Source organism: Acetobacter zythi, from assembly GCF_963921165.1.
GTDB lineage: Bacteria > Pseudomonadota > Alphaproteobacteria > Acetobacterales > Acetobacteraceae > Acetobacter.
In genome coordinates, this window is record NZ_CAWUEO010000001.1 from 492215 (window position 1) to 508849 (window position 16635).

At 61.9% G+C, this 16635-nt stretch carries 16 protein-coding genes; 8 read left to right on the forward strand and 8 right to left on the reverse strand.

Going from position 1 to position 16635, the window contains the following annotated elements; translation table 11 throughout:
* Positions 1-37: 37 nt before the first annotated feature.
* On the reverse strand, positions 38-2323 hold the full coding sequence (locus AABE20_RS02400; RefSeq protein WP_338331641.1) for an RNA degradosome polyphosphate kinase: 2286 nt from the start codon (positions 2321-2323) through the stop codon (positions 38-40).
* A 161-nt stretch (positions 2324-2484) separates the two neighbouring features.
* A complete protein-coding gene (locus tag AABE20_RS02405) occupies positions 2485-3261 on the reverse strand; it encodes a P-loop NTPase family protein (protein ID WP_338331642.1) in 777 nt (258 codons plus the stop codon).
* A 107-nt stretch (positions 3262-3368) separates the two neighbouring features.
* Between AABE20_RS02405 and purM the strand changes: the two genes are divergently transcribed.
* From purM to AABE20_RS02430, 5 genes are all read left to right on the forward strand, one after another.
* On the forward strand, positions 3369-4451 hold the full coding sequence (gene purM / locus AABE20_RS02410) for a phosphoribosylformylglycinamidine cyclo-ligase (RefSeq protein WP_338331643.1): 1083 nt from the start codon (positions 3369-3371) through the stop codon (positions 4449-4451).
* The gene (gene purN, locus AABE20_RS02415) at positions 4448-5071 is read left to right on the forward strand and encodes a phosphoribosylglycinamide formyltransferase (RefSeq protein WP_338331644.1); all 624 of its coding nucleotides are present in this window, start codon (positions 4448-4450) and stop codon (positions 5069-5071) included. Before purM ends, purN begins: the two co-directional genes overlap by 4 nt.
* A gap of 40 nt (positions 5072-5111) precedes the next feature.
* On the forward strand, positions 5112-6434 hold the full coding sequence (locus tag AABE20_RS02420; RefSeq protein ID WP_338331645.1) for an RsmB/NOP family class I SAM-dependent RNA methyltransferase: 1323 nt from the start codon (positions 5112-5114) through the stop codon (positions 6432-6434).
* 94 nt (positions 6435-6528) lie between these two features.
* Positions 6529-7191 (forward strand): ribulose-phosphate 3-epimerase, encoded by a 663-nt coding sequence (rpe, locus tag AABE20_RS02425; protein ID WP_338331646.1) that lies wholly within the window; start codon positions 6529-6531, stop codon positions 7189-7191.
* A 101-nt stretch (positions 7192-7292) separates the two neighbouring features.
* Positions 7293-9182 (forward strand): heparinase II/III family protein, encoded by a 1890-nt coding sequence (locus tag AABE20_RS02430; protein ID WP_338331647.1) that lies wholly within the window; start codon positions 7293-7295, stop codon positions 9180-9182.
* A 246-nt stretch (positions 9183-9428) separates the two neighbouring features.
* Here AABE20_RS02430 and AABE20_RS02435 read toward each other — a convergent pair whose 3' ends face one another.
* The 6 genes from AABE20_RS02435 to AABE20_RS02460 form a co-directional block, all read right to left on the reverse strand.
* Complete coding sequence (locus tag AABE20_RS02435) at positions 9429-9917, reverse strand: hypothetical protein (protein ID WP_338331648.1); 489 nt, start codon at positions 9915-9917, stop codon at positions 9429-9431.
* Between the two features lie 97 nt (positions 9918-10014).
* Positions 10015-10689, reverse strand: a complete 675-nt coding sequence (gene dnaQ / locus AABE20_RS02440) for a DNA polymerase III subunit epsilon (protein ID WP_338331649.1) — start codon at positions 10687-10689, stop codon at positions 10015-10017.
* Positions 10686-11273 carry a dephospho-CoA kinase gene (gene coaE, locus AABE20_RS02445; RefSeq protein WP_338331650.1) on the reverse strand — a complete coding sequence of 196 codons (588 nt, stop codon included), beginning with the start codon at positions 11271-11273 and terminating at the stop codon, positions 10686-10688. Before coaE ends, dnaQ begins: the two co-directional genes overlap by 4 nt.
* Positions 11274-11312: 39 nt before the next feature.
* A complete protein-coding gene (locus tag AABE20_RS02450; RefSeq protein ID WP_338331651.1) occupies positions 11313-12182 on the reverse strand; it encodes a shikimate dehydrogenase in 870 nt (289 codons plus the stop codon).
* The gene (locus AABE20_RS02455; RefSeq protein ID WP_338331652.1) at positions 12179-12949 is read right to left on the reverse strand and encodes an N-formylglutamate amidohydrolase; all 771 of its coding nucleotides are present in this window, start codon (positions 12947-12949) and stop codon (positions 12179-12181) included. Before AABE20_RS02455 ends, AABE20_RS02450 begins: the two co-directional genes overlap by 4 nt.
* A 76-nt stretch (positions 12950-13025) precedes the next feature.
* Positions 13026-13334 (reverse strand): hypothetical protein, encoded by a 309-nt coding sequence (locus AABE20_RS02460; RefSeq protein ID WP_338331653.1) that lies wholly within the window; start codon positions 13332-13334, stop codon positions 13026-13028.
* A 245-nt stretch (positions 13335-13579) separates the two neighbouring features.
* Here AABE20_RS02460 and argH point away from each other — a divergent pair, with 245 nt between their 5' ends.
* From argH to lysA, 3 genes are all read left to right on the forward strand, one after another.
* Positions 13580-15028, forward strand: coding sequence for an argininosuccinate lyase (gene argH / locus AABE20_RS02465; RefSeq protein ID WP_338331654.1), 1449 nt, complete (start codon positions 13580-13582; stop codon positions 15026-15028).
* 5 nt (positions 15029-15033) lie between these two features.
* Positions 15034-15174, forward strand: coding sequence for a hypothetical protein (locus AABE20_RS02470; protein ID WP_338331655.1), 141 nt, complete (start codon positions 15034-15036; stop codon positions 15172-15174).
* A gap of 117 nt (positions 15175-15291) precedes the next feature.
* Positions 15292-16635 (forward strand): diaminopimelate decarboxylase, encoded by a 1344-nt coding sequence (gene lysA / locus AABE20_RS02475; protein WP_338331656.1) that lies wholly within the window; start codon positions 15292-15294, stop codon positions 16633-16635.

Sequence of the window (16635 nt, forward strand, 5' to 3'; positions counted from 1 at the left end):
AGACATACGCGACATATGGGAAAAAGAAACCCCGTTTTCAGTCATCCAGCATCAGGTCTTTGGTCTGAGACAGGGATGCGGGTGCTCTGGTCAGGGTCTCATGCGCTGCCGACCCGCGCCCGGAGAGGGACGGATGGGTCATAAACCACTCGTGGGAGGAAAACGGCTTGGCCCCGGCACTCAGCCTGCGCCACACGCCGTTGTGCTCCAGTATCCACGATTGCAGGTTATCCCGCATGTTGGACACCATAATCTGGTCCAGCACCTGCGCATGTACCGTGGGGTTGGTAATGGGCACCATGCTCTCCACCCGCCAGTCCATGTTGCGGGTCATCCAGTCGGCGGAGGAAATATAAACCTTGGCGTGACGCGAAGGCAGGCGGTGGCCATTGCCAAAGGCAAAAATGCGCGAGTGCTCCAAAAAGCGCCCCACAACGGATTTGATCCGGATGTTTTCCGAAAGTCCGGCAACACCGGGACGCAGGCAGCAGATACCGCGTATGACGCCCACAATCTTAACTCCCGCGCAGGACGCACGGTACAGGCAATCGATCAGATCGGGGTCAACCAGCGCGTTCATTTTCAGCCAGATCGTGCCCGACCGGCCTGCTTTTACATGCGCGATTTCCTCCTCGATCAACGCCTTGAGGGTGCTGCGGATGGTAATGGGGGAAAAGGCAATTTCCTCCATCTGCGCGGGCATGGCGTAGCCGGTGACGTAATTGAACAGCCGTGCCGAATCCCGCGCAAGGGCGGGGTTGCAGGTAAAGAACGACAGATCGGTATAAATCCGCGCCGTAATGGGGTGGTAATTGCCTGTGCCAAAATGGGCGTAGGAACGCACCTGCGCGCCCTCGCGGCGCACAACAAGGCTGAGTTTGGCGTGGGTCTTGAGGTCGGCAAACCCAAACACCACCTGCACGCCAGCGGCTTCGAGCGCACGGGCGAGGCGGATATTGGCTTCCTCATCAAAGCGGGCGCGCAGTTCCACCATGGCGGTTACGGACTTGCCCGCTTCGGCCGCCTCGATCAGCGCCTTGACGATGGGGGAGTCGCGAGATGTGCGGTACAGGGTCTGCTTGATGGCGATAACATTGGGGTCCAGCGCGGCCTGCCGTAGAAACTGCACCACCACATCAAAACTTTCAAACGGGTGGTGGACCAGCAGGTCCTTGGCCCGGATGGCGGCAAAGCAGTCGCCATTAAAGTCGAGTATCCGTTCGGGAAAACGCGGTGTGTAGGGGGGGAAGAGCAGGTCCGGCCTGTCATCCACAATCATCTGCTTGAGGTCGGCAACACCGATCATGCCAGAATGCACGGCAATTTCATCAGACGGCAGGTCAAGGTCGGAGGCAATGGCGTCCGCCAGTTCGGCTGGTACGCGCTTTTCCATATCCAGATGGATGACCACTCCACGGCGGCGGCGCTTGAGAGCACTCTCGTACGAGCGGACAAGGTCTTCCGCTTCGTCCTCAAACTCCACGTCTGTGTCGCGCACAACACGCAGCACACCGCTCTCGCCCACAACCAGCCCTGCAAACAGCCGGTCAATGAACAGGGAGATCAGGTCTTCCAGACGGATAAAGCGCACACGCGCGGACTCGCCCGCAACCTGCGTGCCCAAGGCAGGCAGGCGGATAAAACGCTCAACCTGCGCGGGCAGCAGAATAAGGGCGTTCATGGCGAACAGGCCCGTACCCTCATACAAAAGGCGCAGACCCAGAGCCAACCCCATGTTGGGAATAAAGGGCAGAGGATGCGCAGGGTCGACCGCCAGCGGCGTGAGTACCGGAAAAATGCGGTCCATAAAGCATTTTTCCAGCCATTCACGGTCCGCGTCGTTCAGGTCCTGCGTTTCGCACAATGTAACATGGGCTTCGGCCAGCAGGCCGCGCAGTTCCACCCATATGCGCTGCTGCTCGCGCAACAGGCGGGCGCAGCGTTCGCGCACGGCCTCCAACTGTTGGGCCGGGGTGCGGCCATCGGGGGAGATCGTGGTCAGCCCCTCGCGGATCTGGCCAACAAGGCCAGCCACACGCACGGAATAAAATTCGTCCAGATTGCTGGCACTGATGGACAGAAAACGCAGCCGCTCCAGCAGCGGGTTACGGGCGTTGTCCGCCTCCTCCACCACACGCTGGTTGAAGTCGAGCCATGAGAGTTCGCGGTTGATAAAGCGCGAGGGCGTTTGCAGGGTAACTTTTTGTTCGACCACTTTTTTGGCGCGGGAACCGGCCGTGGTTCTGGTGCGCGAGGGCGCTCGTTTGGCGGGCGCACGCGTACGACTGACGGGGGTTGTATTCTTTTTATCCTGTGCCGCCACTTGCCTGCGCTCCCTCTCGTGCATCAACGTCCCCGACTATCCGACCCAATTCCAAGGGCCGCCATAAACCGGATGAGCCGTCAACATATCCCAAACACCATAGTCCCGGAATGTTCAGAGGCGTCAAATCGCCATCATGTCATAAAACTGAAATATTCGTTTCACGCCTCACCATCGTGCGTAAAAAGTCCTTCCAGCACACTGGCGGCCAGTGCACGGGTCACTTTTCCGCCCGAGGCCATGGCGGCCTGATCAAGTGCTGCCACGCAATCGCGCACAGCACTGGCGCGGCGCGGCAGGCGGCGCAGCAGCCATTCGGTCACCTGTGGTGCAACAACAATCTGCCGCTCCGCAAGCAAACGCAGCAGCAAGCGGTGTAAAAGGTCTTCCTCCGCCTGCCCCAGCGGCACGGAGGACGTGGCGCGCAGGCGGCTGGCAAGGTCGGGCAGTACGGCAGGCCAGCGCGCGGGCGACAGACGCCCAGCCATAAGCAGGAACACGCGGCGCTCACGCACCAGATTGATCAGGTGCAGCAGATCATGCTCGCTGGGAACGCAATCCGCATTATCCAGCGCCACGGCCTTAAACCCGCCTGCCTCAAACAGGGCGGCGACCTCGCGCTCGTTCAGCCGCTCGCCCGCCATAACAGGAGCGCCATACCGCCCCGCCCAGATGGAGAGCAGATGTGTCTTGCCCGTGCCCCCTTCACCCCACAATGCCATGCGGCCTTCGGGCCAGCGGTAGGGGGCCTCCGCGTCCAGCACCCATGCGCGTGCGGCGGCGTTGGAAGGGGCCGCTACAAAATCTGACCGCCCGAATCGGGGGCGGTACACAAATGGCAAGGCTATCTGCGCCACCGCGTCACCTTCGCTTATACGCTGCTTCCCGCCCTCTTTGGGGGGGTAGGAAGATGCTTTTGTTTCATCAAACCGCGTCATGCCGCTTTGCGCGCCGCGTCTCCTGCCGTAAAGACTGTTCGCGGGAATCCTGAGTGACCTTGGTTCCCGGCATCGACCTTACTCTCATTCGGACCAAGAGCGCACCCATGACGTCTTCTCCTAGCACCCCTTCCTCCGGCCTCACCTACCGTGATTCCGGCGTGGACATTGAAGCAGGCGAAGCCCTTGTTGACGCCATTCGCCCTGCCGCCAAAGCAACAGACCGGCCCGGCACCATGGGTGGCCTTGGCGGCTTTGGCGCTCTGTTCGACCTGAAGGCCGCAGGCTTTATTGACCCTGTTCTGGTTTCCTGCACCGATGGTGTCGGCACCAAGCTGACTGTCGCCATAGATAACGACCTGCACGAAACCGTGGGGATCGACCTTGTGGCCATGTGCGTAAACGACCTGATTGTGCAGGGGGCCGAGCCGCTTTTCTTCCTCGACTATTTTGCCACAGGCCGCCTGTCCGTTGCCTCTGCCGCCAAAGTTGTGCGCGGCATTGCCAAAGGCTGCGAACAGTCCGGCTGCGCCCTTGTAGGGGGCGAAACCGCCGAAATGCCCGGCATGTATGCCGATGGCCACTACGATCTGGCGGGTTTTTCCGTTGGTGCGGCAGAACGCACGGCCCTGCTGCCCGCAGCGATTGCGGCGGGCGATACGCTCATCGCACTTCCCTCATCCGGTGTGCATTCCAACGGCTTTTCGCTGGTGCGCCGCATTGTGGCCGATGCCCATCTGACATGGACCGACCCCGCAGCCTTTGCCCCCGGCAACACTCTGGGCGAGGCTTTTCTGGAGCCAACCCGCCTGTACGTCCGCCCTGTTCTGGCCCTGCACAAGGCGGGTCTGCTCCATGGTGCGGCCCATATTACGGGTGGCGGCCTGCCCGGCAACCTGCCCCGTGTACTGCCCGATGGGCTGGACGCCGTTATTGATCAGGCATGGCCCATGCCGCCCGTGTTCAAGTGGCTGGCCCGCACAGGCAATGTGGATGGGGCGGAAATGCTGCGTGTGTTCAACTGCGGTATTGGCATGATCCTGATTACCCCCGAGCCGGAAAAAGTTCTGGCCATGCTGGCCGAAGCCGGGGAACAGGCCTTCCGCATTGGCTCCATTGCAGCCGCGGCAAGCCCGGACGCCAAGCCTGACCTTAAAATGCTGGCAACCCCGGATTTTCGGGCAGCATGAGCACGCATAAAACACCTGTCGCCATTTTGCTCAGCGGGCGCGGCAGCAATGCCACGGCCCTGATCAAAGCGGCGCAGGACCCTGCTTTTCCCGCCCGCATCTGCCTTGTTCTGAGCAACAACCCCGACGCACCTGGGCTGGACATGGCACGTGCGGCGGGCCTGCCAGCCCAGGCAATAGACCACCGGGCTTTTGGCAAGGACCGCACAGCACACGAGCGGGCCATCCATACCGCTTTGGAAAACTCCGGGGCGCAGGCCGTCTGCCTTGCCGGGTATATGCGCCTGCTGACCCCCTACCTGACCACCACATGGGCCGGGCGGATGCTGAACATCCACCCCAGCCTCCTGCCCTCCTTTCCCGGCCTGCATACGCATGAACGGGCTTTGGCCGGTGGTGTGCGGGTGCATGGCTGCACGGTGCATCTGGTTACGGAAGGTATGGACGAAGGGCCTATTCTGGGTCAGGCGGCGGTCCCTGTTCTACCGGGAGATACGCCCGATTTGCTGGCCGCACGCGTTCTGCAGCAGGAGCATGGGCTTTATCCTCTGGCCTTGCAGCATTTTTTAACGCAAAACCCGGCAACAGCGCCCAACGGCGCCGCGCTTGTGGTGGCATAAGCCACCACCTCCCCTGCTTACCGAACGGTTTTTTGCCCCCATGACCACACCAGCGCGCCCATCCTCTTCCAAACCGCGTGGCAAGTTCCGCCCTGCCCCCCCGCAGCCCGACCCAACGCGGGATGTGGCGTTTGATATTCTGTGCGGCGTTGTAGAACACCGCCGTATGCTGGAGAACAGCCTCTCCCGCTCGGCCACGGCCCATCAGGCCGAGGCGCGTGACCGGGCGGCGGCCCACCGTCTGGCGGCAGCAACCCTGCGCCACATGGGCACGCTCCGCACGGTGCTGGAACCGTTTTTGAAAAAAGAGCCACCCGAACCCGTGCGGGTCGCGCTGATGATGGGTTGCGCGCAACTGCTGTTTTTGGAAACACCACCCCACGCAGCCGTTGGCACCACAGTCTCCCTGCTCCGCAGGCGCAAGCTGGCCCCTTTTGCCGGGTTGGCCAACGCCGTCCTGCGCCGCGTTGCCACCAGCGGCCCCAGCGTGCTGGATGGGCTTGACCAACCCCGGCTGGATATTCCCTCCTGGCTGTGGGCATCTTGGGCGGGACTTGGCAAAGGTGTCCCCCGCGCCATTGCACAGGGCATCAGCCACGAAGCCCCGCTCGACATTACCTTACGCCCCGGCGCACAGGCGCCAGAGGGCGGCATAACGCTCCCCAACGGCTCTATCCGCCTGCCCGCAGGCACACGGGTTACGGAACTACCCGGATATGAAGAGGGTACTTTTTGGGTGCAGGATGCCGCGGCAACCCTGCCTGCCTGCCTGCTGAACGTACAGGCCAACGAATATGTGGCCGATTTGTGCGCAGCACCGGGTGGCAAAACCGCCCAGCTCGCCATAACGGGTGCGCAGGTCACGGCGGTGGAAAACAACCCCGCCCGCCTGCTCCGCCTGAAGGAAAACATGGCCCGCCTTGGTCTGGAGGTTCGCACCCTGCAGGCCGACGCCGCCACATGGCAGCCCGATGCCCCGCTGGACGCCATTTTACTGGATGCGCCGTGCTCGGCCACCGGCACAGCCCGCCGCCACCCCGATGTGCTGTGGGTCAAACGCCCACGGGACCTGACCACCCTGACCGCCATGCAGGACAAACTGCTGGCCGCAGCAAGGGACATGCTCCGCCCCGGCGGCAGGCTGGTCTATGCCGTGTGCTCCTTGCAGGAGGAGGAAGGTCCGGCCCGTGCCCGCGCCGCACAGGCCATGGGGCTGGTGCCCATGCCCTTTACGCCCGAGGAACTTGCTTTTCTGCCAGAAGCGCTCACCCCGGAGGGCTGGCTACGCACCCACCCCGGCCTATGGCTGGACAGAGGGGGAATGGACGGCTTTTTTGCCGCCCGCTTTACCCGCGCGGCCTGAGCAACTGCCCCCTACATGGGTAGTTGCTGCGTAAAAGCGCACAAACCATTTTTCTCCAGTTGCGCAGTCGGCTGCTATTGCGGATAAACAAGGAATGAGTTCTGCACCATTCCCCCTGATCGCCCCGAGTATACTGGCTGCTGACTTTGCGCGGCTGGGAGAAGAAGTAAAAGCCGTGGCTCAGGCCGGGGCGGACTGGATCCATCTGGATGTGATGGACGGCCATTTTGTGCCCAATATTTCGTTCGGGCCTGCCGTGGTCAAGGCTCTGCGCGGGCACACCACCCTGCCTTTTGACGTACACCTGATGATTGCCCCCGTGGACCCCTACTTGGAGGCTTTTGCCCAAGCCGGGGCGGACCAGATTCTCATTCACATAGAGGCCGGGCCGCATACGCACCGCTCGCTCCAGTTAATCCGCCAGCTTGGGGCAAAGCCGGGTATTGTGCTGTGCCCTGCAACACCGGCAGAGGCCATTGCCGAGGTTATGGACCTTGTGGACGTTATTCTGGTCATGACCGTAAACCCCGGCTTTGGTGGCCAAAAATTCCTGCCTAGCCAGCTCCCCAAAATCAGCCGTATCCGGGATATGATCACACGCAGCGGGCGAGACATCCGTCTGGCGGTTGATGGGGGAATAGATGCAAAAACAGCACCACTGGCAACACAGGCCGGTGCGGATGTGCTGATCGCGGGGAGTGCCGTTTACGGCAAGCCAGACTACGCCGCAGCTATTGCATCCCTCCGTCCCGCTTGATCTGCCGCATGGTCGGCTCCATGCAAATGCACCAAATGCTGTCATAAAGTTCCATTAGAGTAGCGCCTTTAACACCCCAGCTCTGGAGTTACACTCATCTAATGCCCCTACGCCGCTGGACCCGTGCCCCCCGCCTTGCCTATGCCATGCGCAACCCGCTGGGTGGTTTTGCACGTGTTCCCGCAGCACCTGCCGTTGTGCTGCGCGACCTGTGGCCGGGCAATGCAACAGTGGGGGAAAAACTGGTCCGCAACCGGACCGAGTTTGAAGGTGTACCCCGCTCACTCCAGTCCGGCGTATGGGACGACCCAACATGGCCCGCCGCTTACCGCCGGTGGCTACAGGGGTTTGGCTGGCTACAGGACCTGCGCGAACTTGGCGCGGAATCCGCACGGATCAAGGCGCGGACCCTTGTGTCACACTGGATCCGCTTACCTGCGGCGGAACGCGCGGTTATAGACCCTTCCATAACCGGGGCGCGGCTATACGCATGGCTGGGCTGTTACGAGTTTTTTGCAGCCTCCGCGGATGACGCCTTCCGCCAGAACCTTATGGCCTCCCTTATGATGGAGGCACGCTCCATCATGGCGCTCATGCCCGATGCCGTTTACGGCTGGCAGGCTTTGTGCGCGCTCAAAGGGTTGCTGGCCGTTGCGGTTTCCATTCCCGACTACCCGGAATTTTTAACCCGCTACCTGCGTTTGATTGATGAGGTCATAACCAGCCAGATCCTGCCTGATGGTGGCCATATGACCCGCAGCCCCGAAGACCTGTTCCTGACAGTAAAGGAACTGGCCGAAATGCTGTACATTCTTCAGGTCGCGCGCCTGCCGCTCCCCACCACGTTGGTCGATGCCGCCAACCGCACCGTTCCCGCCCTGCGCGCCCTGCGCCATGCCGATGGTGGGTTGGCCCTGTTTAATGGAAGCCACGAGCGTGACCCGCAATTGGTGGAACTTGTACTCAACCGTGCATCCCGCTCGCGGGTTATGGCCGCAGGCCTGCCCGAAAGCGGGTTTGCCCGCCTAAGCAGCGGTCGCGCGCTGGTTATTGCCGATGCAGCCGCCCCTGCCCCCGCAGGCTTTGACCACACGGCCCATGCGGGCATGCTTTCGTTCGAGTTTTCATCGGGCAAGCAACGGCTGATCGTCAACTGTGGGGCCAGCAGGCAAAAGGGCTGGGCGGAAGCACTGCGCTATCCTGCGGCGCATTCCGTGCTAGAACTGGCAGGCATGTCCCCCATAACGTTCGAGGCCAACGGCACCACCAGCAGGCCCCCACAGGTCAGCCGCACCCACGCAACACAGGATGGCGCGCACTGGCTGGATATGACCCATAACGGGTACGAAAGTCAGGGCGGAGGCGTGTACCACCGCCAGCTTTATCTGGGCAAGGATGGGCGGACACTGCGGGGGGAAGAAAAACTGGAAGGGGCCACACTGGCCCGCGCCCCCTGCGTACGCTTCCACCTGCACCCCGACATTATGGTGGAAGCAACCGAAAATGGCCACCTGCTGCACAGCGAGGAAGAAAGCTGGCTCTTCCAGTCCGATGGGCAGGTTCGGGTGGAAGAAAGCGTGTATCTGGGCCAAGGGCGCAGAACCACCACGCTCCAACTGGTCATTACCCCCCCTCTGCCACCGCAGGATGATGCTCCCCCTGCCCTTTCCCCTGAGGACAGCGCGGATGAAACCACACTCCCCGCACCACAGGATGAACCGGAAACCGCAGCCGACACCCCCGCACAAGCTGAACCGGAATTAAAGCTGGAGGTCACTCCTGCACTGCTGGATGAAGAACCAGGTGCTGCCAGCACGGACCACCCTGCTGCCGAGAGCGCTGGGGAGGGTGCGGAAGTGCCCCCTGCGGCAAACGCGCCAGAACTCCCACTTCCCCCCCAAAGCCCCGGCACCATGCCGCCCGCACACCCGCTGGCTGGGTTCCCTCCGCCCAAACCGATCCACTGGGCGCTTTCCCTTGTCAGTGAATGAGGAGGCAGTTGTGAAAACACAGGCCGTGAGCAAGGGGTAAGTTCTGCGCCATAGTGCCTGCGGCAATTTACGCCAGCACCACTGGCTCCAAGCCCGCACAGCCCGGCCCACCAGCAGGCAGGATAAGGCCATATGTTAATAAGCCCGCCATGACCGACTGAGTCTTGGCGGGCTTATTAACATATGGCTGCGTGAGTATCGGGCACGGCGAGGGTCTTCCCCCCTTATTGCGGTGGCCCGACCTATTCAGTCTTTTTTGGCGGAACTGTCTGTCGCGGCTGCTTTAGGCACAGGCAAAAACCGGATGCTCAGGCGCGACGGCGAGGCCGCAAGGCGCCCACCTGTGCGGATTTCATCCAGCCGGATACGCACACCCGAGTCATTTTCCATCAGATGCCCGGCAACGCCCTTGCCCACAGTTGTCTCGCCCGAGAGCGCCCAGTAGGTGCCTGCAAAATCTTCCAGCCGTTGCAGGTTGTAGACCTTGCCCACACTATTGCCGGAGGAAAAACCAATAGCCGCAGCCGAAGCACCGCTGATTTCAAACGGGTATTCATGCCCACCATAGGTCAGCACACCATTGCCCCATGTGTACCCCACCCCCAGATCGGCCGAGCGGGTTTTGAACGTAACCTCCGCCATGACAGGGCCAAGAACGGTCTCTGCTCCTGCAGGCAAGGCCCATGCGCCGGACAGTGCCAAAGCCGCAAGAAAACGACGGGATGCTGAGCGCATCAAAAATGCTCCTTGTATTCGGGACCACCAAAACATGGCATAGGGTGCTGCCTCTGCATAGCCTTATTGCAGGCCTATGGTGGAATGGCTGAACGGCTCAGGCATTCCAGATCGGGTCTTTGAGCTTTTCCACAAACGCTGCGTGTACGGCCAGTTCGGCAGCTGTGGGGCAGACTTTTACAATCCTGCGTTGCGTTGGCCCATCATACACCACTGCGGGGGATTGCTCCCCATCCGCCATCAGCCCAAGGCCGTGCTGCCGACCGCCCATAAGCTCCACATAAACTTCGGCCAGCAGTTTGCAGTCCAGCAGCGCGTTGTGGGTTGTGCGCGCAGACAGGTCCACGCCAAAACGGCGGCACAGGGCATCCAGGCTGTTCGGCATACCGGGAAAACGCTCGCGCGCCATATCCAGCGTATCCACCATGCGGCCCATATCCAGCGGTTTGCGGCCAGCACGTTTGAGTTCGGCATTTATAAAGCCAAAGTCAAACCGGGCGTTATGCGCGATCAGGGCATCATCCCCCACAAACGCCAGAAAATCGTCCGCAACCTCGGCAAATTTTGGCTTGCCTACAAGGTCTTCACGCGTAAAGCCATGCACGCGGCTGGCCTCTTCAGGCACATCACGCTCGGGGTCAAGCAGGGTGTGGTAGCTATTGCCCGTTGGCAGGTCACCCACCAGTTCAAGGGCTGCAATTTCAATCACCCTATCTCCGGTGGCGGGGTCCAGACCTGTTGTTTCCGTATCAAACAGGATGGATCGCTTCATGCCCTCAAACTCCCGATAAAGCGGCGGACCTGCCGCTCTGTTTCCTTCATGGATAACCCTGTGCGAATCACGGTATCCGCCTTTTGCCGCCTGCGGGCATCGGGCATCTGGCAGGCTATCAGTCTGCGGGCCTGTGTATGGGGCATGTTCCGCCGCAGCGCCACCCGCCTGCGCTGCACCCATGCGGGGGCGGAAACCACAACCACCCTGTCGCACAGCCTATCCGCCCGTGTTTCAAACAGCAGGGGAATATCCAGCACGACGCAGGCCGCACCCGTTTGGCGGTGGTGGCGCAAAAACCTTGCGCGCGCACGGCGCACCAGCGGGTGCATAATGGCTTCCAGTTTTTTCAGCAGGGCCGGGTGGTCCAGCACGGCCTGCCGCAGTGCAGCCCGGTCCAGCCGACCATCCGTTACAACCGTGGGCACCAACCGCGCTATGGGGGCCAATGCGGCACCGTGAGGGGCCTGAAGAGCATGGACCACCGCATCCGCATCAAACACAGGCAGCCCTGCACGGCGCAACATGGTGGCAACCGTGCTCTTGCCCATACCCATGCCGCCGGTCAGGCCCAGTATCCTCATGCGCAAACCCTGCTCTGATCAGAAGGCATGGACTGTGCTTCAGAAGCTGTTCAGAACATAGTCCTGCGTTGCGTCATCCACCTGCGGGTCAACACCAAACCATTCCTTAAAGCCCAGGCGCGCCTGATGCAAAAGCATGCCCAGGCCCCCCACCGTGCGCAGCCCCTGCCCCGCTGCCGCGGCCAGCAGGGGGGTCACGCGGGGAACATACACAATATCCGCCACAACCAGATGGTCTGATGCATGCACCAAAGAGGGGCTGAACGCCGGGTCCGGCCCCCCCTCCATACCTAGCGAGGTCGTATTGACCAGCAGGGCGAATTCTCCCAACCGCGGCTCCCACACATGCCATGGCAGCACATCCGTACCGGGGAGCGCTGCGGCCAGTGCCTCGGCCCGCTCCTGCGTGCGGTTGGTTATGGCAACCCTGACCCCTCTGTCCTGCAAGGCGGCCGCCACGGAGCGCGCGGCCCCACCGGCCCCCAGCAGCAGGGCGCGGGTCTGGGGTCTGGGGGACAGGTTGCTGGCCTCCAGACTGGCGACAAACCCGCCGCCATCGGTTGAAAGGCCAAGAATTTTGCCATCCTCGCGGAACACAAGCGTGTTGACTGCCCCAGCCCGCCGGGCGGAGGCATCAAGCACATCGGCCAGTTGATAGGCGGCCTCCTTGTGGGGGATGGTCACATTGGCGCCCCGAAAACCCGCAGCCTGTAGCCCCAGCACGGCGGCCACAAAATATTCGGGGGGCGTGGGCAGGGGCACATAGGCGCCATCCACCCCATAACGCCGCAGCCAGTAGTTGTGCAGCGCAGGCGAGCGGGAATGTTCGACCGGCCAGCCCAGCACCCCGGCCAGTCTGGCCTTGCCGGTAATGATCTGTGGCGCGGAGGTGGGTAAAGATGTGGTCATGGCCGCTGTTCGTACCTTGTGCAAAAAATCTGCCATGCTCTGGGGAGCAGGCAGGCCAGCCGGGTGGCCCATTCCGCCTGACCGGCGGGGTGGGCAATCAGGTCCTGACGGATTTCAATTTCAATATGCGGCAATGCGCGTTGTTCGCCGTGCAGGGGAATGGTGTAATCCGATGTATCGGTCAGGGCGTAGGGTTCATTATCCCCCACAACCAGCCCCTCCGCCCGGAGCAGATCGATCATGATATGCGCAAGGCGCGGGTCGTGGTTATGCAGCAGGCCAGCATGCCACGGGCGCTCCTGCCCACGCATGACGGGGGTAAAGCTGTGCAGGGCCACCACCACCACGGGGCGGTTTTGGGCCAGCCGGGCGTCAATTTCCTGCGTGATCCGCTGGTGGTAGGGGTGCAAAATGGCCTGTTCGCGCCATGCTGCATCCTGCGCGCTCAACATCTGGTTCCGCGGGACCAGTGTGCCATCGCTTTGCGTGACAATGGAGGTTGGGTGGCCGGGCGCGCGGTTGCAGTCAATAACCAGACGGGAATAGACCTGCTCGATCAGCACGGCAGGCAGGGCATCGGCCAATTTGCGGCCCACACCATCTATGCCGATATCCCACCCGATATGGCGCGCACGCTCATCCGCGCTCAGGCCCAGCCCCTCCAGTGCGGGGGGGATGGCCTGCCCCGCATGGTCACTCACCAGCACAAAAGGCTGGCCTGAATCGCGCCCGTAAACCCTGAAGCTCTCAGCCAATGTTTCTGTCATCTGGTCTCAGGCATTTGCCAGTCTGGTCAGATGGGGGCATGCCCGCACCCCATCCAAAGTCCAAAAAAAAAGCGCCTTATTGGGCGGAAGACACAATAACAGCCGCCAGATCGGCCTCTGCCCTTACGCGGCCTGCGTCCTCACCACCCAGACCTTCCGCGTCCAGACCGCTGCCATCCAGCGCGTAGACCAGATAGGCCGGGTCCGTGCCATCGAGCGATTCTTCGCCACCTTCGCTGTAGCTGCGGGCGGCCACGTATTCTGGCCCACGCATCTTTTCTTCCAGCCGGCGCACGGCGGTCACCGGGTTTTCTGCCCTGATCACTTCGAGCAGCACATTGGCTGCGGGGTCGATCACTCCAAAAGTTGCAAGTTCGTGAGCCATGGTTTTTTCCTGAACCCTTTGTAATTTACACACTTTATAAGCAGAGAAATGGGCATGCAGCCACCCCCACGCACCCCCCATCGGGCATAAAAAGCCCGCCCACACCGCAGCACTGGCATGATCTGACGCACGAATGGTGGTTTACGCACCAAGGCATGCGCCGGTAGGATGGGCTTTGCATTCAGCCCTCTGCGGTATTATGGCTGCGGCTCAACAATACATGCAAACGAACAGGTCAGCCAACCATGTCTTTGAAGAACCAGCCCCCGGCCCAAGCAGCCACCACAGCCAATGCCAATGCGCAGTGGGGCGGACGATTTGCGGGTGGACCTTCGGACATCATGCAGGCCATCAACGCCTCCATCAGCTTTGATAAAGCTCTGTGGCAGCAGGATATTGCAGGATCTCTGGCCCATGCGGCCATGCTGGCGCATGTTGGCATCATCTCCCGCGAGGATGAAGCGGCAATCCGCAAGGGACTGACCGAAATTGGCGCGGAAATTGCAGCAGGCGACTTTGCTTTTTCCGAAGCGCTGGAAGACATTCACATGAATATCGAAGCCCGCCTGTCCGAACGGATTGGCGAGGCTGGCAAACGCCTGCACACCGCGCGCTCGCGCAATGATCAGGTGGCAACCGACTTCCGCCTGTGGGTGCGCGACGCCATAGACGGGCTGGACCAGCAGGTTGCATCCCTCATGCGCGCACTGGCCGAGCGCGCGCGCGACCATGCCGCCGACCCCATGCCCGGCTTTACGCACCTGCAAACCGCGCAGCCGGTCACATTTGGCCACCACCTTATGGCCTATGTGGAAATGCTGGCCCGCGACCGTGGCCGTCTGGCCGACACGCGCCGCCGCCTGAACGAATGCCCCCTTGGTTCGGCCGCCCTTGCTGGCACGTCCTTCCCCATTGACCGGAAGATGACGGCCACCTTGCTGCACTTTGACCGTCCGACGGCCAATTCGCTCGATGCGGTCTCCGACCGGGATTTTGCGCTTGAATACCTGTCCGCCCTGTCCATCATGGCCATGCACCTCTCCCGCATGGCCGAAGAAATTGTGATCTGGTGTTCCTCCCCCTTTTCCTTCATCCGGCTTTCAGACGCCTTTACCACCGGCTCCTCCATCATGCCGCAAAAGCGCAACCCGGATGCAGCCGAACTGGTCCGCGCCAAAACAGGCCGCATAAACGGCAGCCTGATCGGGCTGCTAACGGTCATGAAAGGTCTGCCGCTGGCCTACGCCAAGGACATGCAGGAAGATAAAGAACCCGTTTTTGCAGCAACGGATGCCGCCGCCCTGTGCCTTGCCGCATGTGATGGCATGGTGCGCGACATGACCGCCAACACCCAGCAGATGCGCGCGCTGGCAGGCTCTGGCTACTCCACCGCGACCGACATTGCAGACTGGCTGGTGCGTGTGCTCAAGGTCCCCTTCCGCACCGCCCACCACGTCACAGGCCGCCTTGTTGCCCGCGCGGAAGCCCGGAACATTGGTCTGGCAGACCTGACACTGGCTGAAATGCAGGCCGAGGAGCCGGGCATTACGCAGGACATCTACTCCGTCCTGACCGTTGACGCCTCCATAGCCTCCCGCACAAGCGAAGGCGGGACCGCTGGCTCCAACGTTGCGGCACAGGCCACGCGCTGGCTGGACGCGCTGGCAGCCCCCGCCACCACAGCAGAAGGCTGAACACGATGACCCCCCGCCTGTTCATCGGCCTGTTTCTGGCAACCGTGTTGTGCCTGCCACTGGCCGCATGTGGCAAAAAGGGACCCAATGTCGCCCCCGGCCCCCACAGCCAGATTACCTTCCCCCACATCTACCCGCCGGACTGAGCGTATACCGGGCACAACAGCCCCCGCACCTGTGCCAAGGCACGTCCGGTGCAGGGCTGCTGGCCGCTTCGCCCACCCATGACCCTGCCCCTTTTTTCCTAAGGCCCTGTTCGCCTCATGGCTGACCTACCCGTCTATACCGATGCCGATCCCTCGCTTGCTGAACTTCTGGCAACACACCCCCAACTCACAACAGACCCCGTATGCGGGCTGATGTTTGAGGGCGTTCCCCTTAACGCCATTGCCGATGCCGTGGGCACACCCTGCTGGGTGCTGGGTGCAGGCACGCTGCGCCAGCGCCTTGGCCGCATGCAGGCCGCCATGAAAAATGCCGGGCTGGACGTGAGCATTCACTACGCAGTCAAGGCGAATGACCACCTGTCCGTTCTCTCCCTGATCGGGCAGGAAGGGTACGGTGCGGATATTGTGAGCGGTGGTGAACTGGCCCGCACCCAGAAGGCAGGCATTGCAGCGCAACGTGTGGTGTTTTCCGGCGTAGGCAAAACCGATGCGGAACTGGAATACGCCATTGGTCTGGGCGTTGGTCAGATCAATGTGGAAAGTGCCGAGGAACTGGCCATTATCTCGGCCATTGCCACACGTCTTGGCAAGCAGGCCACCGTTACGCTGCGCATCAACCCCGATGTGGACGCCAAAACCCACGCCAAGATTACAACAGGACTTGCCGCCAACAAATTTGGCATTCCCTTTGACAACGCAGCCGCCCTGTATGCCCACGCCTTTACCCTGCCCGGCCTGAACCCGGTTGGGTTTGCCACCCATATTGGCAGCCAGATTCTCTCCACCGCGCCATACCGCGCCGCCTATGCCCGCGTGGCCGAACTGGTGCGCACCGTGCGTGCAGGTGGCCGGAGTGTTGAGGCCGTGGATTGTGGCGGCGGGCTGGGCATCAGCTACCGCAACGAGGTGGAAGGCCAGCCGGAAGCACTGGCGGGCGCCATTCGCGCGGAACTGGGCGAACTTGGTCTGCGGCTGAGCATTGAGCCGGGGCGCTGGCCCATAGGCCCGGCTGGGGTGCTGCTGAGCAGCGTGATCCTGCGCAAGGAAGAAGGGCTACCCAGCCCGTTTGTAGTGCTCGACGCCGCCATGAACGACATGGTCCGCCCCAGCATGTATGACGCATGGCATGGCATTGTGCCGCTGGCTCCCCAGTCCTTCAGCCAGCCCGTAGCCCCCACCCATGTTGTTGGCCCGGTCTGCGAAAGCGGTGACACTTTTGCGCGCGACCGCCTGCTCCCCCCCCTTGGCCGTGCATCCCGTATAGCCATTCTGGACACGGGCGCTTATGGTGCGGTCATGAGTTCCACCTACAACAGCCGCCCTCTGGCAACGCAGGTTCTGGTAGAGAACGGACAATGGACTGTCATACGCCCCCGGCAGACTTTGGAAGAGTTATGGCGCGATGAAGCCCTGCCAGCCCCCCCGACCGGAAAAGTATGA